Raw genomic sequence first — 23,035 nt, 5'->3', positions numbered from 1 at the left:
ACGCGCCGCTTTGCCGGCGCGTTTCGTTTATGTGCCCAGCCAAAGACCATCTGGCGTCTCGTTTTTGGGGGGGAAATCGGCATTTAGAGCGGTTTTGCGGGGTGATATGTGATTTTGGCTGGGATTTTGGGATGCGTGGCGGGGAATCGATTCCGTTCAGCGGGTGCGGCGAGGGTTTGGGGCGGGTGAATCGGTCCTACAATCTGCCGACGGCGTTTTGGCCTAAATCGTAGAATATGGTGCTTTAGGGCCGTATCTGGTGGTTTTGACAGCTTTGGTACCGACAGCTGGTACGCGGGCGGGGTAAAAAACAAATAGTTAAAAAAGCCAGCAAAAGCGGGGTTTAGAGAAAAAGGTTTGGCTGGCGGGTCGTTTTTTTTGAATTGTCGTTTGACAGGTGCGGGGATGGTGCTTATACACCGCGCCACGCCGCACGCCGGTGACACTCACTGGCGAACGGTTCAGGCGTCTAAAAAGCGAAGTAAGTACAGAAGTTTTAGGCGTAGTTGTTTGACATTGTAGATCGAGGAAGGGGAACGTGGGCGGCGGCTCGGCTTGCCACACTGTCGGATCAAGTATCTGACAGGTTTCAAATCGAGCGCTAATGTTGAATGCTCGCGTTCCTTTGCAAACACATACTTTTATAGATGTTCGATTTTTCTGGTTCCTGACGGGGCCGGGAAGATCAAACCTCGTCAAAGCAGTGAATGCGAACACGCAAAATTATAGCATTCAGCGTTTGTGTCTCTAGGATCATAACTTGAGAGTTTGATCCTGGCTCAGAACGAACGCTGGCGGCAGGCCTCAAACATGCAAGTCGAGCGCCCAGCAATGGGAGCGGCGGACGGGTGAGTATCGCGTGGGAATGTACCTAGTGGTTTGGAACAACTCATGGAAACGTGAGCTAATACCGGATAAGCCCGTAAGGGGAAAGATTTATCGCCATTAGATCAGCCCGCGTAAGATTAGCTAGTTGGTAGGGTAATGGCCTACCAAGGCGACGATCTTTAGCTGTTCTGAGAGGAAGATCAGCCACACTGGGACTGAGACACGGCCCAGACTCCTACGGGAGGCAGCAGTTGGGAATCTTGGACAATGGGCGCAAGCCTGATCCAGCCATGCCGCGTGAGTGATGAAGGCCTTAGGGTTGTAAAGCTCTTTTACCCGGGAAGATAATGACTGTACCGGGAGAATAAGCTCCGGCTAACTTCGTGCCAGCAGCCGCGGTAATACGAAGGGGGCTAGCGTTGTTCGGAATTACTGGGCGTAAAGCGCGCGCAGGCGGCTATTCAAGTCGAGGGTGAAAGCCCAGAGCTCAACTCTGGAACTGCCTTCGAAACTGGATAGCTTGAGTACGGGAGAGGTGAGTGGAATTCCCAGTGTAGAGGTGAAATTCGTAGATATTGGGAAGAACACCAGTGGCGAAGGCGGCTCACTGGCCCGTTACTGACGCTCAGGCGCGATAGCGTGGGGATCAAACAGGATTAGATACCCTGGTAGTCCACGCCGTAAACTATGAATGCTAGCCGTTGGGCAGCTCGCTGTTCAGTGGCGCAGCTAACGCATTAAGCATTCCGCCTGGGGAGTACGGCCGCAAGGTTGAAACTCAAAGGAATTGACGGGGGCCCGCACAAGCGGTGGAGCATGTGGTTTAATTCGACGCAACGCGCAGAACCTTACCAGGGTTTGACATCCCAAGACCGCTCTTGAAAGAGAGTTTTCCCGCAAGGGACTTGGAGACAGGTGCTGCATGGCTGTCGTCAGCTCGTGTCGTGAGATGTTGGGTTAAGTCCCGCAACGAGCGCAACCCTCGCCTTTAGTTGCCATCATTAAGTTGGGCACTCTAGAGGGACCGCCGGCGACAAGCCGGAGGAAGGTGGGGATGACGTCAAGTCCTCATGGCCCTTACACCCTGGGCTACACACGTGCTACAATGGTGGTGACAATGGGCAGCTACTTCGCGAGAAGATGCTAATCTCAAAAAGCCATCCCAGTTCAGATTGCAGTCTGCAACTCGGCTGCATGAAGGTGGAATCGCTAGTAATCGCAAAACAGCAGGTTGCGGTGAATACGTTCCCGGGCCTTGTACACACCGCCCGTCACGGCATGGGAGTTGGTTTTACCCGAAGATGGTGCGCTAACCGCAAGGAGGCAGCCAGCCACGGTAGGATCAGCGACTGGGCCGAAGTCGTAACAAGGTAGCCGTAGGGGAACCTGCGGCTGGATCACCTCCTTTCTATGGATGATACCCCGATTAACGGCACTCATGTCGTTTCCCGGTATCTGTATAGACAATGGCAAGTTTGCAGCCGCCCCCTTCGTTTCCCTTCCTCCCGTTTAGTCAAGCAGCACGGCTGTATTGACGTACCACAAGCGGTAAGACACCTATCGGGCTCGTAGCTCAGGTGGTTAGAGCGCACGCCTGATAAGCGTGAGGTCGAACGTTCAACTCGTTCCGGGCCCACCACTGCTCCAGCTACAGCGCGAGCAGATAAGCATCGTTTGGAAGATATCCGATTACCGGGGCCATAGCTCAGTTGGGAGAGCGCTAGCTTTGCAAGCTTGAGGTCACCGGTTCGATCCCGGTTGGCTCCACCAATCGCGTGGATCGCAGATATCAAGGTACAATAAACGGGACAAGGTACAAGCTTCGTCGTTTGATCGTAAGATCAGAATGACGATGATATATGACATTGTGAAGGCGGGATTAGCCGATACTTACAGGTTAATCCGATACGACACTCGAAAAACTGATCGCATTTTAAAACATGCTTCAGGGATGGGTTGGATGGTGCGAACTGTCTGGTCTTATTTCTGGACATGGAACGAATGCTGAGTGATCAAGCGTTAAAGCAAGGGCGTCTGGGGGATGCCTTGGCACACACAGGCGATGAAGGACGTAGCACGTTGCGATAAGCTGCGGCGAGAGGCGAGCACTCTTTGACCCGCAGATTTCCGAATGGGGAAACCCAATCCGCAAGGATTATCGAACCCTGAATTCATAGGGGTAAGAAGCAAACCCGGGGAACTGAAACATCTCAGTAGCCGGAGGAAAGGACATCAATCGAGACTCCGTTAGTAGTGGCGAGCGAAAGCGGATCAGGCCAGTGGTCTTCAATTAAGAACCGGAATGTTCTGGAAAGGACAGCCATAGCAGGTGATAGCCCTGTACGGGTAGAAATTTTGAAGATCCTTGAGTAGGGCGGGACACGTGTAATCCTGCCTGAACATGGGGCGACCACGCTCCAAGCCTAAGTACTCGTGTGTGACCGATAGCGAACTAGTACCGTGAGGGAAAGGTGAAAAGCACCCCGACAAGGGGAGTGAAATAGACCTGAAACCGGACGCCTACAAACAGAGGGAGCCGCAAGGTGACCTCGTACCTTTTGTATAATGGGTCAGCGAGTTCGTTTATCTAGCAAGCCTAAGCCGTCAGGTGCAGGCGTAGCGAAAGCGAGTCTTAATAGGGCGATTGAGTTAGATGGATGAGACCCGAAAGCAAGTGATCTAGCCATGACCAGGTTGAAGGTGCGGTAACACGCACTGGAGGACCGAACCCACGCCTGTTGAAAAAGTCGGGGATGAGTTGTGGCTAGGGGTGAAAGGCCAATCAAACTTGCAGATAGCTGGTTCTCTGCGAAAGCTATTTAGGTAGCGCCTCATGTATCACCATCGGGGGTAGAGCACTGGATGGGCTAGGGGGCTTCACCGCCTACCAAACCCAACCAAACTCCGAATACCGATGAGTGCTGAGCATGGGAGACACACGGCGGGTGCTAACGTCCGTCGTGAAGAGGGAAACAACCCTGACCTACAGCTAAGGCCCCTAATTCGTGGCTAAGTGTGAAAGGATGTGAGATTCCCAAAACAACCAGGATGTTGGCTTAGAAGCAGCCATCATTTAAAGAAAGCGTAACAGCTCACTGGTCTAGTTAAGGAATTTTGCGCCGAAAATGTAACGGGGCTCAAGCCACGAGCCGAAGCTTAGGATTTCATCGTAAGATGGAATGGTAGCAGAGTGTTCCGTATGCCTGCGAAGGGGAAAGGTGACTGACCCTGGAGGTATCGGAAGTAAGAATGCTGACATGAGTAGCGATAAAGAGGGTGAGAGACCCTCTCGCCGAAAGTCCAAGGGTTCCTGCGTCAAGTTAATCTGCGCAGGGTTAGCCGGCCCCTAAGGCAAGGCCGAAAGGCGTAGTCGATGGGAACCAGGTAAATATTCCTGGGCCATTGGGAATGTGACGGATCGCGTAAGTTGTAACCTCTTACTGGATTGAGGTTGCAGTGAAGCGGTCCCAGGAAATAGCTCCCATATAGTCCGTACCCTAAACCGACACAGGTGGACAGGCAGAGTATGCTAAGGCGCTTGAGAGAAGGATGTTGAAGGAACTAGGCAAATTGCCCTCGTAACTTCGGAAGAAGAGGGCCCGGTCTCGACGCAAGTCTTGGCCGGGGGCACATAGCAGGGGGTGGCGACTGTTTACTAAAAACACAGGGCGCTGCGAAATCCAAAGATGACGTATAGCGTCTGACGCCTGCCCGGTGCCGGAAGGTTAAGAGGAGATGTGAAAGCGTTGAATCGAAGCCCCGGTAAACGGCGGCCGTAACTATAACGGTCCTAAGGTAGCGAAATTCCTTGTCGGGTAAGTTCCGACCTGCACGAAAGGCGTAACGACTTCCCCACTGTCTCCAACATCTACTCAGCGAAATTGAACTCCCCGTGAAGATGCGGGGTTCCCGCGGTCAGACGGAAAGACCCCATGAACCTTTACTGCAACTTTGCACTGGCATTAGGATTGTGATGCGTAGGATAGGTGGTAGGCTTTGAAGTCCGGGCTCTGGCCTGGATGGAGCCACCCTTGAAATACCACCCTTTGTGATCCTGATGTCTAACTGAGGACCCTGAACGGGTTCCAGGACCATGCATGGTGGGCAGTTTGACTGGGGCGGTCGCCTCCCAAAGAGTAACGGAGGCGCGCGATGGTAGGCTCAAACCGGTCGGAAATCGGTTGTTGAGTGCAATGGCATAAGCCTGCCTGACTGTAAGGTCGACGGACCAAGCAGAGACGAAAGTCGGTCATAGTGATCCGGTGGTCCCGTGTGGAAGGGCCATCGCTCAACGGATAAAAGGTACTCTGGGGATAACAGGCTGATCGCACCCAAGCGTCCATAGCGACGGTGCGGTTTGGCACCTCGATGTCGGCTCATCACATCCTGGGGCTGTAGCCGGTCCCAAGGGTATGGCTGTTCGCCATTTAAAGTGGTACGTGAGCTGGGTTTAGAACGTCGTGAGACAGTTCGGTCCCTATCTGCCGTGGGTGTTCGAAACTTGAGAGGATTTCTTCCTAGTACGAGAGGACCGGAAGGAACGTACCTCTGGTGGACCGGTTGTGGCGCCAGCCGCATAGCCGGGTAGCTAAGTACGGAATAGATAACCGCTGAAAGCATCTAAGCGGGAAACTAACCTCAAAACCAGGTTTCGCTCGAGAGCCGAGGAAGACTACCTCGTCGATAGGCCAGATGTGTAAGTGCAGCAATGCATTGAGCTTACTGGTACTAATCGCTCGATTGGCTTGATCATCAAGCTTCGTTTCATGTCTGGAAATAAAGCCAGACACAAACAAACACCTCATTCAGTCTCAAGTGTCGTATCAACTATCTGTCTTTTGCCGGACTGGTGGTCTTAGCGGAGGAATTCCACCCGATCCCATTTCGAACTCGGCAGTTAAAGCCTCCAGCGCCTATGGTACTACGGCTCAAGCCGTGGGAGAGTCGGTCGCTGCCAGTCCTGCTAAAGACAGATCTTACGCCTTCTCAATCTCATACAAATAACCCCACCATTAATCCGGTGGGGTTTTTTGTTGCTTGTTTCATTCTTAAAAATATTACCCTTTGCCGGTTTTTACCTGAATGCGGAATGCGCCAGGGGGCAGGCCATAGCGTTCTTTGAACTGGCGATGAAAGTGGCTGAGATTGCTATAGCCGCATAAGAACGCAATTTGCGTCACGCTATATGCTGCACCCGCCAGAAGCTGAGCGGCTTTTTCGGTGCGCCGCCTGTTGCAATACATCACAATGCTGCTGCCGGTACGACGCCTGAATTCGCGGATGAGCAGGCTGCGCGACATGCCATGACGGTGTGCAATCTCGTCGATACTGATGGTCGTATCAAGATGGTGGTCTATCCAGCGTAGGATCGACGCTATCTTCGCCTCATACTTCCCCGATTGCTGCAGGTACGGCAGCTCGACCTGGCTTGCGTGACAGGAGAGTAGCAAGGATGCCGCAGCCCATCGCACCGCCTCCTGTTTGTCGATTTGGTCTGCGATGCCATCGGTAATGGCGCCGCAGGCCGCGCGCACTAGCGGGGCACTGCCGTGATCTGCATAGGTGACACCAGTATCGCAGATCTGGCGCAAATCCTCGGTCAGTCGGGGCGATAAATTCACGGCTGCTTCTTCTGCGTTCAGGCAGATAATCTTCATTTCAATGAAGCTGGCAGCATCCGGCCGGTAGCTGTGCGGCAGATCGGGTGGGATAAGAATAGTTCTGCCCGGGCGAAGTGGGATTTCCCCATGCGGGCTGAGCAATGCGCCCCCCTTGGTCAGGCAATACGCAAATTCGATAATGTTATGACCGTGACGCAATGACGGTTGCGAAATTCTGGTGTGTAAGCTCCACAGCATAACTGTGTCCAATCGTACATGTGGTGTGCACTATCGTACAGGAAGTGCGTAATCCTTAGATGTAAACTGCCATCACTGATTATCCAATTCTATATGGCGATAGATATATGTACCAGGTGATGGCGAATGTGCATGGTTGGGTGGCGATACTGTCTTTTGTCACCACGGTGGCATGGGCGGCCCTGGTCATGCTGGGTGCAAAACGTACGGGCGGTTTGCTGCGGTGGCAGAAGGTGTCTTTCATCAGCGCTATGGCAACAACCGGGATGGCTGGTATCAGCGGTGTGTTTTTACTGCAGTCATGGCTGGTAATGCTGTTTCCCTATCTTGGTTTTGTGGCGGTTGTGGCCCACGGGGTCGCAGGCAGCTTTGCCAAGCGGGCATTAGTCACGGGGCGCAAACAGCGCGCATCCAGCGCCGCACTGTGTCAGGTTATGTTGCTGGTCGGCATCAGCTATCTGATGTGGGCTAAGCCGTTTTAAGCGCCGTGGATTAAATCACGAGGCAGGCTTAGCTGGCGACCGTACCGTCCAATGCTTTCAGGCCAGCGCCTTCAGAAACGTATCGCTGTAGGCCTTTGTTGTCAGGCTTTTTAAGCTTTCAAAAAGCCGGTCATAGCGTTTTTTGCGTTTTTCCAACGGCATATTCATGGCTTCATGCATGGCTTCGGCAATTTCATCCGGGTCATGAGGATTGACGATCAGCGCATCTTCGAAATAGCTCGCGGCACCGGCAAATTGTGACAGGATCAGCACGCCGGGATCTGCTGGATTTTGTGCGGCTACATATTCGTGGGCAACCAGATTCATGCCATCGCGTAGTGGGGTCACTACGCCGATATGCGCCAGCCGGTAGAACCCTGATAGCGTCGAACGTAGAACCCCTTGACTCATATAGCGCAGGGGCACCCAGTCGAATGCACCATGTCGGCCATTGATGTCACCGGCCATGCGGTTCAGCACGGGGCGCAGCGCAGCGTACTGACTGACCTCTTGCCGCGATGGGGCGGCAATCTGAAGAAAGCTCACCTTTTGTTTGTGTTCCGGAAAGCGCGTCAGGAAGCGGTTAAACGCTTCAAAGCGGTCGGGTAGCCCCTTGGAATAATCCAGTCGGTCAACACCAATCATCAGCTGCGAACCGTTCAGACTGTTTTGCAACCTTTGGGCATTGCGTCCCTTGACGTTTTTTTCGGCCATTTTCTGAAAAGCGATGGCATCAATCCCGACCGGGTCGGCCAGGGATTTGACCGTGCGCTGTGTGGTTTGAATGGTGCCGTCTTCGCGTGCCGGAATGCGCAGGATCTGACGTACACAATCCAGAAAATCGCGGTGGTGCTGCTCGGTCTGAAAACCCAGAACGTCATAGGTGCAAAGGTCTTCCAGCAGGCGCTGCCCTTGCGGTAATGCGCGGAAAACACTGGCCGGAACGAAAGGTATGTGCAGATAAAACCCCATCCGTTCAGTGACACCTAAGTCACGCAACATGGCGGCCAGCGGCATCAGATGATAATCATGTACCCAGATCTGATCGCCGGGTTTAAGCAGCTTGACCAACGCCAGGGCGAAATACTGATTTACCGCGCGATAGCCTTCCAGATGTTCACGCCGAAACTCCATCAGGCCTAAACGAAAATGCAGCAGCGGCCATAATGTGCCGTTGGCAAAGCCGATGTAGAATTTCTGATAATCGCTTTCCGACAAATCCAGCGTGGCATAATGCACGCCATCGCGCAACGTTATCTCTGGCTCCGTGCTGCTTTCCGGGGCGGTTTTGCCACTCCAGCCAAACCATAAATCATCTGCTTTAATGGCATCTTTCAGTACCACGGCCAGACCGCCAGCCTGTGGGCCACGGGCATTGGGAACAGGAATCCGGTTCGAAACAATAACGGTACGTGCCATGATTTTACTCCCAAGGTCGACTGAGCTGGTGCGCCGAAAGTGTCAAACCCACCAAGGAATAGGTCTGCGGAAAGTTCCCCCATAATTCACCGGTATGCGGATCAATATCTTCGGATAACAGTCCGGCGGGATTGCGCCGTGATAGAAGATTGACAAAAAGCTCGTGGGCTTCGTCTTTACGCTCTGCCGCCGCCAGCGCGTTGATGTACCAGAAGGTGCAAACCAGGAACGCGGTTTGCGGCAGGCCGAAATCGTCAGCTTCATCATAGCGCAGCAGAAAACCATCCCGCACCAGTCGCTTGGAAACAATATCCAGTGTACGGATAAATCGCTCGTCGGTCGCAGGCAGAAATCCCAGTTGCGGCAGCAGCAGCACTGATGCATCGACCAGCTTTTCATCCAGTGCGCCGGAAATCCACCCCTCTGATGTGACGGTGCGGTTTAAGATTTCCTGACGTAATGCCTGTTCATTTTGCCCCCAGCGCGCGGCGTCCTGACTGGCGCCTACTTTACGCGCAATCATTTCCAGACGGTGCAGCGCGGCCCAGCACATTACGGCAGAATGCGTGAAAACACTGCTGCGGCCGCGAAATTCCCATAAGCCTGCGTCGGGTTTTAGCGCGCTGTTATGCGCTGCGATCCCCATCGGGCGTAGTCGCCGGTAGAGATCCTGTCCGCCAATGGCCGGAATACGCGTATCCCAGAATAGTTGCGCTGATGATAAGATGACCGAGCCATAGGCATCATTTTGTCGTTGCAGCGCCGCGGCATTGCCAACCCGCACCGGCCCCATGCCGCGATAGCCTTTCAATGCGGGTGCTTCAACCTCCTCTAGCGACTGGCCCGTGGTGATCGGATATAGCGGGGGTAAATCACCGGCTTCCTCGCGCACCACACTGTCGAGCAGAAAACGGACATAATTCTCCATCGTTCGTGTGGCGTTGAGTTTGTTGAGCGCTGATACCGTGAAATAGGCATCGCGCAGCCAGCAATAGCGATAGTCCCAGTTGCGTGGTGTGTCGGGCGCTTCGGGGATTGATGTGGTCAGCGCGGCAACAATGGCACCGGTTTCTTCGTAGCTGCATAGTTTCAGCGCTATGGCTGCCCGGATCACCGCATCCTGCCAATCAAACGGGATGGCCAGTTTGCGTACCCAGTCTTCCCAGAATGATTTGGTTTCCTGTAAAAACCGCGCCGAAAGCGTGTTGGGGGATTCCGGAATACTTTCATCGGTGCTGAGGAACAGCGAGATTGGCCGGGTCAGCAGAAATGGCGTTTCATTGAGAATATAGGACGGCCCGACATTGGATGTCAGCCGCACCACATCGGGGTCTGCATAGTAGCGGATATGATTACTGCCAATACTGATCTGCGGTTTGACGCTGCCATATCCAAACGTGGGGCGAACCTTAAGTGTAATGCGTGGTTGGCCGCGTACCGGCTCAATCCGCCGAACAATCATCGGTGGGCGGAAGCTGCGGCCAAACTGGCGAAAGCGTGGTGCAAAATCGATGACGCGGAATTCTTCATCCGTGCCAGTTTCAAACGTCGTTTCCAGTATTGCTGTGTTACGCAAATATGATTGGCGACAAAAGCGCATCTTTTCGGCCACGACATCCATGAACCCGCTGTCTGGTTCTGCGCCGCCAACCAGGGCGTTGAAGATCGGGTCGCCATCCAGTCGGGGAAAGCAAAACCAGACATGGCGGGCTTGCCGGTCAATCAGGCTGGCCACCGCACAATTACCGATGGGGGCAAGATCAAGCTGCGTCATGCCTAGCCTTTCTGTATTGATCCAACCGTGCCGAGCCAGCGGCGGACATGTTCGGTGCGCCCACCGAAATCCCGCCCGACCTGCAATCCAAAACCGCCCAGACGGCTGGCGGCGCGCATGCCATCTTCATCGGTCAGATCATCGCCAACAAAGACCGGCATCCGGCCTGCAAAGGGGGTGTGTGTCATGAAGCTGTCTACAGCATAGCCCTTGTTAAGGGCGCAGTGGCGCAGCTCCAGTGCCATGCTGGCGGGCAATACTTCAAACCCCGGTGGCGCTTCTTGTAACAAGCGCTCAGCCAGCGTGTGAACGTTACGGGCATGCTCCGGCGCCTGGCGGTAATGCAGCGTCAGGCCAAAGTTTTTTTGTTCAACAATAACCCCGGTCCAGCTCTGTGCGGCGGCACAGGCAGTATTATATAATTCTTGCGGAATTTTATAGCTGTCGGGCGGGATGCGCAGGCCGCCGTCGCTAAGGCGCAGGATCGCACCATGCTCACCAGCGCAGGGAAGTTGCAACGCCATCGGGGCCAGCACTGCGTCGATCATCGCAATCGTCCGCCCACTGACCAATGCCAGTGCCCCGTCCAGCGCATTTTGAGCGTTACGCAGCAGCATGGCGAGTTCCGGCGGTATTACCACGTCGGCCGGGGTGGCCGCCAGATCGATCAGTGTACCGTCAATATCGAGAAACAGCGCCCAATGGGATTGGGGTTGTGGCGGCGTGAGCTCGGTCTGCACAATGTTCGCCAAGGCCATGCAAAAGAGTATTCATAGATGCGACATTCCGTCAACCTCTTGCCGCACACGTTTGTGATAGGCCCGGCCCTGTGGTGAAAAGATCCTTGCCGGCACGGTTGTTACATATGCGGTAAGCGTTAGCGGTCCGCTTATATGCTGTGCCGGAAAATGGTATCATTTACAGACAGCATCGCCTGCGTAAATTAATTCTCTTCTTTGGGCACAGGTCTCGGCCTGCCACTTTCGTTGATGGCGACATAGATAAACGTCGCATCGGTAACCTTTTCACGGTGATGGGTCAGAAAGCGGTTGGCCCAGGCTTCGATGTGAATCCGCATCGAGGTGGTGCCGATATGTTCAATTTCGGTATAGACGCACAGGGTGTCGCCCACCTTGACCGGGCGCAGAAAGGTCATCCCCTCCAGCCGCACTGTCGTTGTGCGGCCCCGTGCCCGATCCGACGAGGCGATGCCACCCGCAATGTCCATCTGGCTTAACACCCAGCCGCCGAAAATATCACCATTGGCGTTGGTGTCAGCCGGCATGGCCATAACACGAACGGTCAGTTGCCCGTGTGGGGTTTCCGAAGCTTTGGTGGGGGGCTTGGGCGGGACGGTGGATGGGGAGATGGGCGGCATCGCACTCCTTACATCTTATCTGTGTTTTGTCAGCCTACACCATAAAGCCGTGTGTGGCTATCATCTGTTATTGGCCAAAGGTATGACCCAACAAAAAACGGCGAACCGCCCGTTTTAAGCGGCCCGCCGTGAGGTTGAGGTTTGGGTTAAGCTTTTACAGCGCGTCGTTGCCGGTTTCGCCGGTGCGCACGCGCATGGCATCGTTCAGTTCGACAACGAAGATCTTGCCATCACCGATCTTGCCGGTCAGCGCCCCCTGACGGATGGCAGTGATGGTATCGTCGAGCCGGTCGTCGGGCACGGCGATTTCCAGCCGCAGCTTCGGTATGAAGGCGATGGTGTATTCGGCGCCGCGATAGATTTCCTTCTGGCCCTTCTGGCGGCCATAGCCGCGGACCTCAGTCACCGTCATGCCGCTGACGCCGAGGTCGGTCAGGGCATTGCGTACGGAATCGAGCTTGTGGGGCTGAATGATCGCAATGACGAGTTTCATGACGGTTTCCTCTTAATGGGGTGGTTTTGTTGCTTAATGCTCGGCATGATAGCCGCTTTCACCATGATACGAAAAGTCCAGCCCGTGAATTTCGGCATCTTCGTCGGCGCGCAGGCCAAATACCCCCGCCAGCTTGACGATGGCGAAGGTCACAACGGCCGACCACAGCCCGACAATCACGACGGCCTCGGTCTGGAGCCAGAACTGGCTGAGGGCCGGGCGGGCCATCACGGCGTGGCCGCTGCCGATCAGGGCGGCAAAGGGCAGTAGCAGGCTGCCCAGTGTGCCGCCGACGCCATGCACGCCCAGCACGTCGAGGGCGTCATCAACCTGAAAGCCACGTTTGACGATCTGTACGGCGACAAAACAGATCAGGCAGCCGACCACGCCCAGCGCCACAGCGCCCAAAGGGCCGACATAGCCCGATGCCGGGGTGATGGTGGCCAGACCGGCCACCGTGCCGGTGACCGCGCCCACCAGGCTCGGCTTGCCGTATTTGATCCATTCGATTGCCACCCACACCGCGGTGGCGGATGCGGCGGCCAGATGGGTGGCCAGCATGGTCATTCCGGCATCGGTCCCTGCGGCCAGCGCGCTGCCGGCGTTAAAGCCGAACCAGCCCACCCACAGGAACGACGCCCCGACCATCACCATCCAGGGGGCGTGGGGCGGATTGATGCCGGTGGGAAAATCGCGCCGCGGTCCCAGAACCCAGGCGGCGACCAGGGCCGAGATCCCGGCGGTCAGATGCACGACAATACCGCCGGCGAAATCGAGCACCCCGGCCTGCGCCAGAAAGCCGCCGCCCCAGATCCAGTGGGTGACCGGGGCATAGACCGCCACCAGCCACAGACCGGAAAACAGCAGCACGGCGGAAAAGCGGATGCGTTCAGCATAGGCCCCGACGATCAGCGCCGGGGTGATGACCGCAAAGGTCATCTGGAACATGACAAACACGCTTTCCGGGATGTGGGTGCCCGGATGCACCGCCCCGCGTGCCATCCCGGCCAGAAACAGGTCGGACAGATCGCCGATATAGGCCCCGCTGCCCGAGAAGGCCTCGCTGTAGACAAAGGCAAACCATAAAAGCGAGCCCAGCGCGGCAATCGCCACACACTGGAACAGGATCGACAGCACGTTCTTGGACTGCACCAACCCAGCGTAGAAAAAGCCAAGCGCTGGCAGGGTCATCATCAATACCAACGCGCTGGATGTTAAAATCCAGGCGGTATCTGCACCGTTTATCATCATCCCCCCTTAATACGCACAGTATTTGATTGTCTTGCTTATAGATTGTGCAAGATGCAAAAAAGAGCGTCGCTCATCAACGCGGCACTTTGCCCCGAGCTTGGGCGTATGGCAGACTACCCACGGCTTTAAGCGGGCTTGCCGCCTTGACAGAAACCGGCCCCTCGTGGAACCGTCCCCAAATGTCCGAGATTCCTATTGTTTCTTCGTTTCCGGGCCGGGTTGGCGGCGGAAACATAGTGCGCAATGCCATTGTTGATTATGATGCCGAGCTGATTGCTGGCGTCCGGATCAGCCGTGCCGCGCTGGAGCATTCTGTGGCCACGCTGGCCGCCCGTCGCCCGTTGGCCGGACCATGGCGTGCGGCGTGGCTCATCAAGGCCCTGACCTGCATTGATCTGACCACGCTGGCCGGTGACGATACGCCGGGCCGGGTGCGCCGTCTGTGCGCCAAAGCACGTCAGCCTGTGCGGGCCGATATTCTGGAAAAGCTGGGCGTCCCGCCGGTCACCACCGGGGCGGTCTGCGTCTATCACGCCATGATCGAAACCGCGGTTGCCGCGCTGGACGGAACCGGGATTCCTGTGGCGGCGGTTTCCACCGGCTTTCCCGAAGGGCTGTCGCCGTTGGCCACCCGTATTGCCGAGGTTGAGGCCTCGGTTGCGGCTGGCGCGCAGGAAATTGACATCGTCATTACCCGCGGGCTGGTGCTGACCGGCAATTACAAGGCGGTGTATGACGAGGTGAGGGCATTCCGCGAAGCCTGTGGGGAGGCCCATCTCAAGGCCATTTTAGGCGCGGGCAATCTGGCCAGCCTCGATCAGCTTGCCAAGGCGTCCTATGCCGCCATGATGGCGGGGGCGGATTTCATCAAAACCTCTACCGGCAAAGAACCGGTCAATGCCACGCCGCTCTATGCGCTGGTGATGGCCCGGGCGATTGCTGACTGGCGTCGCCGGACCGGAGCGATTGTCGGCTTCAAACCGGCGGGTGGTATTTCGACCCCGGCCGATGCCTTGACCTATCAGCGTATCATGGCCGAAGAACTGGGCCGTGACTGGCTTGAGCCGCAGCTGTTCCGGTTGGGTGCGTCCAGTCTGTTGGGAAAAATCGAACTCGCACTGGATGAATTCGCCTATGGCCGCCCGTCGGCGGCGCATTTGCAGGCGATGGGGTAATCATGACGGTCGGCGAACTGATGAGCGAAATGACGTATGGCCCGGTGCCGGTTGATCCGGTGGCGGCATTGGCGTGGCTGAAAAGTCATTCGGTGACGGATGGCGCGCAAATTCTGCACCCGGTCAGCGGCGAACAAATTGCGGTGGTGGCACTGGCCGATCCGGCGGCGATTGCGGCGGCGGCGGCTGACGCCCGCCGGGCGGCCCCGGGCTGGCTGGCGGCGGATCGCGGCGCGGCTTTACGGGCGCTGGCTGATGCGGTGGCGCAAAAAGCCGCTCTGCTGGCCGGGCTGGCGGTGCTGGAAAGCGGGCGCACCATCCGTCAGGCGGAAAATGATGTTGCCTTTCTGGTTAAGGCACTGCGCTTTGCCGCGGCGGTAAAAGCTGCTGGCGCGCCCTATGGTGTGGTGGCAGCGATTGCGCATTGGAGCGCGCCGCTGGCAGGGCTGGCCCGTCTGGTCGCCCCGGCGCTGGCGCAGGGCAATGTGGTGCTGTTCAAGCCGGAAAAAGACACCGCGCTCACCGCGCTGGCCTTTGCCGATATTGCCCGCGAAGTGCTGCCCGTCGGGGTGTTTCAGACCGTGGTGGCGGATCGCGATATTTTCGGGGCCCTTGCGGCCAATGTCGATAAGGTGGTGGCGGCCCTCTGCCGCAAAGGTGCGGCAGCGTTGCAGGCGGCGGCGGGGACAACGCCGCTGTCGCTGTGGCGCATGCGCCGTGCGCCGTTCTTCGTGTGCGAGGAAGCCGATCTGGATGCCGCTGCCGAAGGGGCGGTCGCGCTCACCTGCGGGCGGATGGTTGGGGCACGCCTGTTCGTGCAGGAAAGCGTCGCTGCGGATTTTTACACCCGGCTGACCGCCCGTATCGCGCGGCTGCGTGGTGGCGATCCGCTCGACCGCACTACGGATGTCGGCTTAAGCCACAGCGCCAGCCGACTGGAAGTCTGGCTTAAAGATGCGGTGGCCGAAGGGGCACAGCTGATGATCGGTGGCGGTGCGGCGGCGGGGGCGGTTTACGCCCCGACGCTGGTTAGCAATGCTGAACCGGCAATGGCCGCGGTGGCGAATGATCTGTTCGGGCCGGTGCTGCTTGCCACGACATTCCGCACCTTAAAGGAAGCTGCCGAGCTGGCGCAGAAGCAGGCGGGCTTTGCCCCTGTCACGGTGTACAGCACGGCGATTGATCCGGCACTGGCTTTGGCCCGCACGGTCGATGGTATCGGTGTTTCTGTCAATGCGCCGGGAACCGATCTGTGGCTGACCGATGAATCCGCCGCCTATGTGCGCGGTGCGGCGGCTACGGGGACGCGGGTTGCCACAGATGCGGCTACGGCCGATGTGGTGGCGGCGGTGGGTGCCGTCAAGGGCTGTGGCAGTGTGACGGCGTTGGCCACTGCCGTGGCGGCCAGGGCGGATACACTGACCGATGCCCTGATTGCCAGCGGTGTGGCCAAAGCTGCCGCAAAGAAAGATATCGCTCAAACCGTTGCGGCGGTGCAGGTGTTGGCGGATCGCTTTGCCGTCACCGATGCGCTTGTATCGTATGTCAGCCCCGGTCTGGTCGGGATCGTTGCCCCCATGTCCGGGCCGCTGCAGGGCGCTGTGACGGCGCTGGCGGCGGTGCTTGGTGCCGGTGGGCGCGCGGTGCTGGTGTTGCCGACGGCGGCACTGGCGACGGCCGTCAAAGCGGTGTGCCCCACGGCCGCGGTTGCGGTGGCGGATGCCGGGGGGGCGTTACATCTCGCCCGCCATCGTGGTGTTGACGCCCTGTGGTATGACGGGGCGGATGCTGCGGTGTTTGCCGCAGCAGCCGAAGATTTGAAGGCTGTGATTACGGATGGTTTCAGCGCCGATGGGGCGTGGCGTGGTGGCGTGCACGTCCGGCCTCTGGCGATTGCCAGTAAAGTTTGAGGGGGATGATGCGGCGTAACCTACTTCTTGCCGGTGCTGCCGTGGTGGTGTTGGCCGCGGCGGCAGCCTTGTTTGGTTCTCATGCGCCGGTTGCTCCGGTCGTCAGCCAGAGCCGCCCCGTGGGCGTGAACCCGGCCTATGTCTATTCTATGGGTGGCAAGTTCGACCGTTCGTTCAGCGAAGCGCTCTATCGCGGGGCGGAACGCGTCAAGGCTGCCACGGGGACGCCGTACGCCGATTTCGAGGTCAGTCACGAAACCCAGTTCGAGCAGGCCTATCGCCACTTTGCCAGCCGGGGCCATGATCCGGTGATCGGGGTCGGTTTCTCGCAGACCGATGCGGTCAAGCGTGTGGCCAAGCAATATCCGCATACCCATTTCATGCTGATCGACGGCAATATCAATTTGCCCAATGTCCGCGCGGTCGAATTCCGCGAAGAAGAAGGCTCGTTTCTGGTCGGCGTACTGGCGGCGATGGCCTCAAAGTCGGGTAAAATCGGTTTTGTCGGTGGCATGGATATTCCGCTGATCCGTCGCTTTGCCTGCGGGTATGGTCAGGGCATCAAATACGCCAACCCCAAGGCCACCGTGCTGGTCAATATGGTCGGCACCACGCCGGAAGCCTGGACCGATCCGGCCCGTGGTTCGGAAGTGGCGCGCGGCCAGTTCGATCGTGGCGTGGATGTGGTTTATGCGGCGGCGGGCACCACCGGCATTGGTGTGCTGCAGGCCGCAGCAGACCGCAAGAAGCTCGCCATCGGTGTGGATTCCAATCAGAACTACATGCATCCCGGCACCATGCTGACCTCGATGGTTAAGAAGGTCGATAATGCCGCCTATGAAGCGGTGATGGACCTTAAGGCCGGGCACTGGCAGTCGGGCCATTTCGTCCTCGGCCTCAAAGAGGGCGGGGTGGACTGGGCCTATGATCAGTATAACAAGGCGCTGATTACCCCCGCGATGAAAACCAGAGTCGAACAGGTCAAGGCCGACATTATCGCCGGGCGCATCAAGGTGCACGATTACGAAAGTGACGGAAAATGCGTATACTGATGAATACGTGCCGGGTGCGGGGTGTGCGATGAGCGTGTCTGGTGGTGTACCTGCCCTTGAACTGAAGGGGCTGACCAAAAGCTTCGGGGCTATTCGGGCCAACCGCGGCGTTAATATGTGCATTCCGGCTGCCTCCATTGTCGGTATTATCGGCGAGAATGGTGCAGGCAAAACCACGGCGATGAATCAGGTCTATGGCCTGTACCGCCCCGACGATGGCGAAATCCTGGTGGGTGGGGAAGTGGTGCGCCACGGCTCGCCTGCCGATGCCATCGCCCATCACATTGGCATGGTGCATCAGCATTTTATGCTGGTGGAGAAATTTACCGTACTGGAAAACATTATTCTGGGTGCCGAAGACGGCTGGAAGCTGTCCGGCTCCTTAAAGCGCGCCCGGGCCGAGCTGATGCGGCTGTCGGATGAATATGACCTGAAGGTCGATGTTGATGCCCGCATCACCGATCTGCCGGTCGGCGAACAGCAGCGGGTGGAAATTCTCAAAGCGCTCTATCGCGGTGCCCGCATCCTGATTTTGGACGAGCCGACGGCGGTGCTTACCCCGCAGGAAGCCGATCAGCTGTTCCGCATTCTGAATGCGTTGAAAGCCAAGGGCGCGACGGTAATCCTGATTTCGCATAAGCTGCGCGAAATTCTCGCCGTTACTGATCTGATCTATGTCATGCGCGCCGGTGAAGTGGTGGCCGAGCGGGCTACGCGTGAAACAACCCGCGAAGAACTGGCCGAGCTGATGGTGGGGCGCAAACTGCGACTGAAGGTCGAGCGTGGTCCGGCCCGGCCGATTGGTGCGGCGCTGGCGGTCGAGCATTTGTCGCTGCACGGTGCCGGTGATGTGCCGCTGTTGTCGGATATTGATTTCACCTTGCAGGCGGGCGAAATCGTCGGCATCGCCGGGGTGGCCGGTAACGGGCAGACCGAATTGCTCGAGGTGCTGGCCGGAATGCGCAGCCCCAGTGCCGGGCTGGTTCGTCTCGATGGTCGGGTGATCGATGCCACCCATCCGGTCGAACCGGGCCAGATGCGCGCCGCCGGGCTGTCCTATGTGCCGGAAGATCGCTTGCGCTTCGCCATGAGCGGGCGCTTCAGCGCCGCCGAAACGTCGGTGATGGGCTATCAGCGCCATGATCCGTTTACAGATAAAAATGGTCTGCTCGCCCCACAGGCGATGGCGGTGCACTGCGCCGAACTGATGGCGCGCTATGATGTGCGCCCGCCACGGCCCGAACTGACCGCCGGGAATTTCTCGGGCGGCAATCAGCAGAAACTGGTGATCGCCCGCGAAACCGCCGTCGCCCCCAAGGTCTTTCTGGCCGGGCAGCCGACACGCGGTGTCGATATCGGGGCGATTGCGTTTATTCATAGCCAGCTGGTGGCCTTACGCGATGCGGGCTGTGCCATTTTGCTGGTCTCGTGCGAGCTGGATGAAATCATGGCGCTGTCTGACCGTATTCTGGTGATGTGCGGTGGTCGCATTACCGGCGAGGTGGCGGGCAGCGATGCTGACGAACGCACGCTGGGTCTGATGATGGGTAATGTGTGGAAAGAAGCATGAGCGCGCATCGCGAAAAACTGCCCCGCTGGGTTGATCTGGCGCTGGTTCCGGCGGCCAACGTGCTGCTCGCCTTTGTGGCCGCAGGGCTGGTGGTGCTGGCCATCGGCGAAAATCCGTTTGAAGCGGTCAAGGTCATGCTGCTCGGCGCCTTCGGCGATTCCGAGATGATCGGCTATACCCTGTTCTATGCCACCGATTATGCCTTTGCCGGTCTGGCGGTGGCGGTGGCGTTCCACGCCGGTCTGTTCAATATCGGCGGCGAGGGGCAGGCCTATCTCGGCGGACTGGGGGCCGGACTGGTGGCAATGGCACTGGACCATAGCGGCAATGCGCTGATCGTCCTGCCGCTGGCGGTGGCCGGTGCGGCGTTGTTCGGCGCAATATGGGCGGCGGTGCCGGCCTATTTGCAGGCCTATCGTGGCAGCCACATCGTGATCACCACCATCATGTTCAACTTCCTCGCTTCGGCGCTGATGGTGTATCTGATGGTCAATGTGCTGATCGCGCCCGATAACATGTCGCCGGAAAGCCGGGATTTCCTGCCGTCGGCGATGCTGCCGCTTATTTCCAACATGCTGGCCGGGATCGGTATTGCGGTGCATCCGTCGCCGCTCAATATCGCGCTGTTTCTGGCGCTGATCGCGGCGTTTGGCGTCTGGCTCTTGGTGTGGCGTACGCCCTGGGGCTATGAGCTGCGCCTGATGGGCTATAACGCCGATGCGGCGGGGTATGCTGGCATTAAATCCAAACGCATGGTGGTTATGGCAATGTGCCTGTCCGGTGCGCTGGCCGGGTTGGTCGGCGTCAACGAAATTCTGGGCGTGCATCATCGTTTGCTGCTGGACTTTGCGCTGGGCTATGGCTTCGGCGGCATTGCCGTGGCGCTGATGGGGCGCAACCATCCGGTCGGTATTCTGCTTGCCAGTCTGTTGTTCGGTGCATTGCAGCAGGGCGGCACCGAGCTGTCCTTTGCCATGCCTCAGATCACCCGCGAGATGGTCATCGCCATTCAGGGGCTGGTCATTCTGTTCTCGGGCGCACTGGCGGCGATGACGCGGCCATGGATTTCCTGGTCGCTCAAAGGTCCGCTGAAACTGGCGCGTGAAAAACCGGCCAAGGTGGAGGGTAAGTGATGGACGACATTCTCACGCTCCTGATCCCGACGCTGGCTGGAACCATCCGTGTTGCCACCCCGTTGGTGCTGTGCGCCATGGGCGGGGTATTTTCGGAAACCGCCGGCGTGGTCGATATCGGGCTCGAAGGCAAGATGCTGGGCGCGGCCTTTGCCGCCGCCACGGTTGCGGCGCTGACCGGATCCCCGCTGGCCGGGCTCGCCGCCGGTATTGTTATCGCCTGTCTGTTCAGCCTGGTGCACGGGCTGGCGGCGATCACCTATCGCGGCGATCAGGTGGTCAGCGGCGTGGCGATCAACACGCTGGCGTCGGGCCTGACCATGGTGTTTGCCACCGCCTGGTTCCATATGGGCGGTCAGACCCCGGGGCTGGGACCAGACGCGCGGTTCTTACCGGTGACTTTGCCGGGGACCGAATTGCTCGCCAATGTGCCGGTGATCGGGCCGTTTTATCGCGATATCATCGGCGGGCAGAGCATTCTGGTTTACCTGACGCTGGCACTGGTGTTCGTCACCCACTGGGCGATCAAGCGCACGCGGTTTGGTTTGCGGCTGCGCGCCGTCGGCGAGGAACCCAAGGCTGTGGATGCGGCCGGTATTTCGGTGGCGTGGCTGCGCTATCGTGCAGTGCTGATCTGCGGTGTGTTTACCGGTATCGCCGGTTCCTATCTGTCGCTGGCGCAGAATGCCGGGTTCAGTCGGGAAATGAGCGCGGGGCAGGGCTATATCGCACTGGCCGCGCTGATTTTCGGCAAGTGGCGGGCCTGGGGGGCGTTCTGGGCCTGTCTGCTGTTTGGGTTTCTCGACACCGCGGCGGTACGCCTGCAGGGCGCGGCGTTGCTTGGCTTTTCGGTGCCAATTCAGTTGGTGCAGGCGATGCCCTATATTCTGACCGTGTTGCTGCTGGCAGGCTTCATCGGCAAGGCCGTGGCACCCAAGGCCGATGGCGTGCCCTATGAGAAGGATGCCTGATATGACGGCAATGCCCAAAGATCTGCTGGATGTGGCGCGCAATATGCGGGAACTCGCTTACGCGCCCTATTCAAAATTCCACGTTGGCGCGGCAATCCGCGGGGTTAAGGGCGCGGTGTTTGGCGGCTGTAATGTCGAGAATGCCGCCTATCCGGTTGGGGCCTGCGCCGAGGCCGGTGCCGTTTCGGCCATGGTCGCCGGTGGCGAAACCCGCATCGCGGAGATCCTCATCATTTCGAGCGGGCCTGATATGGTGACGCCCTGTGGCGCCTGCCGTCAGCGCATCCGCGAATTTTCCGGCCCCGATACCATCGTGCATATGTGCTGCGATGATGGCAGCGGCACATCGGTGAAACTGTCCGAACTCTTGCCGCATTCGTTCGGGCCTGAGTTTTTGAAATAGGCCTGAGTTTTTGAAATAGGCCAGAGTTTCTGAAATGATTTGGGCAATAAAAAACGGCGGGAAAATTCCCGCCGTTTTCGGTTTCAGGCTTCGCCGTTCAAAAAGGATTTAACCTTGGCGAAGAAGCTTTCGCATTCGGGCTGACTGCCGCTGCTGCTTTCGCTCTCGAATTCTTTGAGCAGTTCCTTCTGACGCTTGGACTGCTTGACCGGGGTTTCGACCTTGACCTCGATATAGAGATCGCCGCGCGACCCGCCACCGCGTAACACCGGCATACCCTTGTGGCGCAGGCGGATGCGCCGCCCGCTCTGGGTGCCTTCGGCAATCGCCAGCTTGGCGGGTTCGCCGTCCAGCGTCGGCACTTCGATCGAGCCGCTTAAGGCTGCGGTGACAAAGCTCACCGGCACCTGGGCATAAAGGTCCGATCCGTCGCGCTGGAAGATGGCGTGCTGCGCCACCGACAGGAAGACATAGAGATCGCCCGCCGGGCCGCCATTGAATCCGGCCTGCCCTTCGCCGGTCAGGCGGATACGGGTGCCTTCTTCGACGCCGGGTGGAATGTCGATGGCCAGCGTGCGTTCCTTCTGGACCTGACCGGAACCGCCGCAGATTTTGCACGGCTTCTTGATGATGCGGCCTGCCCCACGACAGGTCGGGCAGGTGCGTTCAACCGTGAAGAAGCCCTGGCTTGCGCGTACGCGGCCGCGTCCACCACAGGTGGGGCAGTTTTCTGCATGGCTGCCAGCTTCGGCGCCCGAGCCTTTACAGGCATCGCAGGACACTGCCGCCGGGACGCGGATTTCGACCCGCTTACCGTGGAAGGCGTCTTCCAGCGAGATTTCGAGATTGTAGCGTAAGTCGCCGCCACGGTCCTGACGCCGGCCGCCACCGCTATGGCCGCCACCGCCCATCATCTCGCCGAACAGATCTTCGAACATGTCGGAGAAGGACGAGGAGAAGCCGCCGAACGGATCGCCGCCACCGGGGCCACGCCCGCCACCGCCATTTTCAAAGGCAGCATGGCCAAATCGGTCATAGGCCGCGCGCTTCTGATCGTCCTTTAAGACGTCATAGGCTTCGTTGACCTCTTTGAATTTGGCCTCGGCTTCCTTGTTGCCGGGATTGCGGTCGGGATGCAGCTTCATCGCCTGTTTGCGATAGGCCGATTTGAGTTCGTCGGCAGACGATCCCTTGGCTACACCCAGAATGTCATAATAATCGCGTTTGGCCATCTTCCCGCCACTACCCTTTAGAACACATTTACGCCCCTTGCCGCATAAGGCGAGAAGGGGCGTATGCACTTACGTTGAAGACGGCACAAGCCGGAAAAGTGTTTTT

General features: G+C 58.1%; 16 protein-coding genes, 2 tRNA genes and 3 rRNA genes. 13 read left to right on the top strand and 8 right to left on the bottom strand.

The features are described from left to right. The first annotated feature begins 756 nt into the window (after positions 1–756). From ACZ5RI_RS13220 to rrf, 5 genes are all read left to right on the top strand, one after another. Positions 757–2,236, top strand: a 16S ribosomal RNA gene (locus ACZ5RI_RS13220). Between the two features lie 154 nt (positions 2,237–2,390). After that, positions 2,391–2,467: transfer RNA gene (locus tag ACZ5RI_RS13215), tRNA-Ile, on the top strand. A 55-nt stretch (positions 2,468–2,522) separates the two neighbouring features. Further along, a tRNA-Ala gene (locus ACZ5RI_RS13210) sits at positions 2,523–2,598 on the top strand. Between the two features lie 240 nt (positions 2,599–2,838). Beyond that, a 23S ribosomal RNA gene (locus tag ACZ5RI_RS13205) occupies positions 2,839–5,581 on the top strand. 92 nt (positions 5,582–5,673) lie between these two features. Beyond that, positions 5,674–5,788: ribosomal RNA gene (rrf, locus tag ACZ5RI_RS13200) — 5S ribosomal RNA — on the top strand. Together the 16S, 23S and 5S rRNA genes with 2 tRNA genes alongside form the textbook arrangement of a ribosomal RNA operon. Positions 5,789–5,885: 97 nt before the next feature. Here rrf and ACZ5RI_RS13195 read toward each other — a convergent pair. After that, complete coding sequence (locus ACZ5RI_RS13195) at positions 5,886–6,686, bottom strand: helix-turn-helix domain-containing protein (protein WP_464513678.1); 801 nt, start codon at positions 6,684–6,686, stop codon at positions 5,886–5,888. A gap of 119 nt (positions 6,687–6,805) precedes the next feature. On the opposite strand from ACZ5RI_RS13195, the gene ACZ5RI_RS13190 reads away from it, so the two are divergent. Further along, positions 6,806–7,168, top strand: a complete 363-nt coding sequence (locus ACZ5RI_RS13190) for a hypothetical protein (RefSeq protein WP_464513677.1) — start codon at positions 6,806–6,808, stop codon at positions 7,166–7,168. Positions 7,169–7,225: 57 nt separating this feature from the next. Here ACZ5RI_RS13190 and ACZ5RI_RS13185 read toward each other — a convergent pair whose 3' ends face one another. From ACZ5RI_RS13185 to ACZ5RI_RS13160, 6 genes are all read right to left on the bottom strand, one after another. Further along, positions 7,226–8,587 carry an alpha,alpha-trehalose-phosphate synthase (UDP-forming) gene (locus ACZ5RI_RS13185; RefSeq protein ID WP_464513676.1) on the bottom strand — a complete coding sequence of 454 codons (1,362 nt, stop codon included), beginning with the start codon at positions 8,585–8,587 and terminating at the stop codon, positions 7,226–7,228. A gap of 4 nt (positions 8,588–8,591) precedes the next feature. Next, positions 8,592–10,361, bottom strand: a complete 1,770-nt coding sequence (locus ACZ5RI_RS13180; RefSeq protein ID WP_464513675.1) for a glycoside hydrolase family 15 protein — start codon at positions 10,359–10,361, stop codon at positions 8,592–8,594. A 2-nt stretch (positions 10,362–10,363) separates the two neighbouring features. Next, the gene (otsB, locus tag ACZ5RI_RS13175) at positions 10,364–11,119 is read right to left on the bottom strand and encodes a trehalose-phosphatase (protein ID WP_464513674.1); all 756 of its coding nucleotides are present in this window, start codon (positions 11,117–11,119) and stop codon (positions 10,364–10,366) included. A gap of 185 nt (positions 11,120–11,304) precedes the next feature. After that, on the bottom strand, positions 11,305–11,739 hold the full coding sequence (locus tag ACZ5RI_RS13170) for an acyl-CoA thioesterase (RefSeq protein WP_464513673.1): 435 nt from the start codon (positions 11,737–11,739) through the stop codon (positions 11,305–11,307). A 154-nt stretch (positions 11,740–11,893) separates the two neighbouring features. Then, positions 11,894–12,232, bottom strand: coding sequence for a P-II family nitrogen regulator (locus ACZ5RI_RS13165; RefSeq protein WP_464513672.1), 339 nt, complete (start codon positions 12,230–12,232; stop codon positions 11,894–11,896). A gap of 33 nt (positions 12,233–12,265) precedes the next feature. Continuing rightward, positions 12,266–13,483 (bottom strand): ammonium transporter, encoded by a 1,218-nt coding sequence (locus ACZ5RI_RS13160; RefSeq protein ID WP_464513671.1) that lies wholly within the window; start codon positions 13,481–13,483, stop codon positions 12,266–12,268. A gap of 179 nt (positions 13,484–13,662) precedes the next feature. Between ACZ5RI_RS13160 and deoC the strand changes: the two genes are divergently transcribed. Genes deoC through ACZ5RI_RS13125 form a run of 7 tightly spaced genes read left to right on the top strand, consistent with a single transcriptional unit; the run spans position 13,663 to position 21,697 of the window. Next, positions 13,663–14,658, top strand: coding sequence for a deoxyribose-phosphate aldolase (gene deoC / locus ACZ5RI_RS13155; protein WP_464513670.1), 996 nt, complete (start codon positions 13,663–13,665; stop codon positions 14,656–14,658). 2 nt (positions 14,659–14,660) lie between these two features. Continuing rightward, entirely contained in the window at positions 14,661–16,568 is a 1,908-nt protein-coding gene (locus tag ACZ5RI_RS13150) for an aldehyde dehydrogenase family protein (protein WP_464513669.1), read from the top strand. Between the two features lie 8 nt (positions 16,569–16,576). After that, entirely contained in the window at positions 16,577–17,620 is a 1,044-nt protein-coding gene (locus ACZ5RI_RS13145) for a BMP family lipoprotein (protein WP_464515603.1), read from the top strand. Between the two features lie 28 nt (positions 17,621–17,648). Further along, positions 17,649–19,190 (top strand): ABC transporter ATP-binding protein, encoded by a 1,542-nt coding sequence (locus tag ACZ5RI_RS13140; RefSeq protein WP_464513668.1) that lies wholly within the window; start codon positions 17,649–17,651, stop codon positions 19,188–19,190. Then, positions 19,187–20,323: an ABC transporter permease gene (locus tag ACZ5RI_RS13135; RefSeq protein ID WP_464513667.1), complete on the top strand. Its 1,137-nt coding sequence runs from the start codon at positions 19,187–19,189 to the stop codon at positions 20,321–20,323. Before ACZ5RI_RS13140 ends, ACZ5RI_RS13135 begins: the two co-directional genes overlap by 4 nt. After that, positions 20,323–21,294, top strand: coding sequence for an ABC transporter permease (locus ACZ5RI_RS13130; RefSeq protein ID WP_464513666.1), 972 nt, complete (start codon positions 20,323–20,325; stop codon positions 21,292–21,294). The genes ACZ5RI_RS13135 and ACZ5RI_RS13130 overlap by 1 nt, the downstream gene beginning before the upstream one ends. A 1-nt stretch (position 21,295) precedes the next feature. Beyond that, a complete protein-coding gene (locus ACZ5RI_RS13125) occupies positions 21,296–21,697 on the top strand; it encodes a cytidine deaminase (protein ID WP_464513665.1) in 402 nt (133 codons plus the stop codon). A gap of 83 nt (positions 21,698–21,780) precedes the next feature. Here ACZ5RI_RS13125 and dnaJ read toward each other — a convergent pair whose 3' ends face one another. Then, positions 21,781–22,929 carry a molecular chaperone DnaJ gene (gene dnaJ / locus ACZ5RI_RS13120; RefSeq protein ID WP_464513664.1) on the bottom strand — a complete coding sequence of 383 codons (1,149 nt, stop codon included), beginning with the start codon at positions 22,927–22,929 and terminating at the stop codon, positions 21,781–21,783. Positions 22,930–23,035 lie beyond the last annotated feature (106 nt).

Source organism: Micropepsis pineolensis (assembly GCF_055392125.1).
The sequence above is the reverse complement of the archived record's forward strand: the minus strand, read 5'-3'. Positions and strand labels throughout refer to the sequence as shown.

What these genes read in the sequence shown, in the direction of transcription:
- ACZ5RI_RS13170 (WP_464513673.1), bottom strand. Translation starts at nt 11,739, where the DNA reads ATGCCGCCCATCTCCCCATCCACCGTCCCGCCCAAGCCCCCCACCAAA.
- ACZ5RI_RS13130 (WP_464513666.1), top strand. Translation starts at nt 20,323, where the DNA reads ATGGACGACATTCTCACGCTCCTGATCCCGACGCTGGCTGGAACCATC.
- ACZ5RI_RS13125 (WP_464513665.1), top strand. Translation starts at nt 21,296, where the DNA reads ATGACGGCAATGCCCAAAGATCTGCTGGATGTGGCGCGCAATATGCGG.
- otsB (WP_464513674.1), bottom strand. Translation starts at nt 11,119, where the DNA reads ATGGCCTTGGCGAACATTGTGCAGACCGAGCTCACGCCGCCACAACCC.
- ACZ5RI_RS13185 (WP_464513676.1), bottom strand. Translation starts at nt 8,587, where the DNA reads ATGGCACGTACCGTTATTGTTTCGAACCGGATTCCTGTTCCCAATGCC.
- ACZ5RI_RS13160 (WP_464513671.1), bottom strand. Translation starts at nt 13,483, where the DNA reads ATGATGATAAACGGTGCAGATACCGCCTGGATTTTAACATCCAGCGCG.
- ACZ5RI_RS13165 (WP_464513672.1), bottom strand. Translation starts at nt 12,232, where the DNA reads ATGAAACTCGTCATTGCGATCATTCAGCCCCACAAGCTCGATTCCGTA.
- ACZ5RI_RS13180 (WP_464513675.1), bottom strand. Translation starts at nt 10,361, where the DNA reads ATGACGCAGCTTGATCTTGCCCCCATCGGTAATTGTGCGGTGGCCAGC.
- ACZ5RI_RS13195 (WP_464513678.1), bottom strand. Translation starts at nt 6,686, where the DNA reads ATGCTGTGGAGCTTACACACCAGAATTTCGCAACCGTCATTGCGTCAC.
- deoC (WP_464513670.1), top strand. Translation starts at nt 13,663, where the DNA reads ATGTCCGAGATTCCTATTGTTTCTTCGTTTCCGGGCCGGGTTGGCGGC.
- dnaJ (WP_464513664.1), bottom strand. Translation starts at nt 22,929, where the DNA reads ATGGCCAAACGCGATTATTATGACATTCTGGGTGTAGCCAAGGGATCG.
- ACZ5RI_RS13135 (WP_464513667.1), top strand. Translation starts at nt 19,187, where the DNA reads ATGAGCGCGCATCGCGAAAAACTGCCCCGCTGGGTTGATCTGGCGCTG.
- ACZ5RI_RS13145 (WP_464515603.1), top strand. Translation starts at nt 16,577, where the DNA reads ATGCGGCGTAACCTACTTCTTGCCGGTGCTGCCGTGGTGGTGTTGGCC.
- ACZ5RI_RS13150 (WP_464513669.1), top strand. Translation starts at nt 14,661, where the DNA reads ATGACGGTCGGCGAACTGATGAGCGAAATGACGTATGGCCCGGTGCCG.
- ACZ5RI_RS13190 (WP_464513677.1), top strand. Translation starts at nt 6,806, where the DNA reads ATGGCGAATGTGCATGGTTGGGTGGCGATACTGTCTTTTGTCACCACG.
- ACZ5RI_RS13140 (WP_464513668.1), top strand. Translation starts at nt 17,649, where the DNA reads ATGAGCGTGTCTGGTGGTGTACCTGCCCTTGAACTGAAGGGGCTGACC.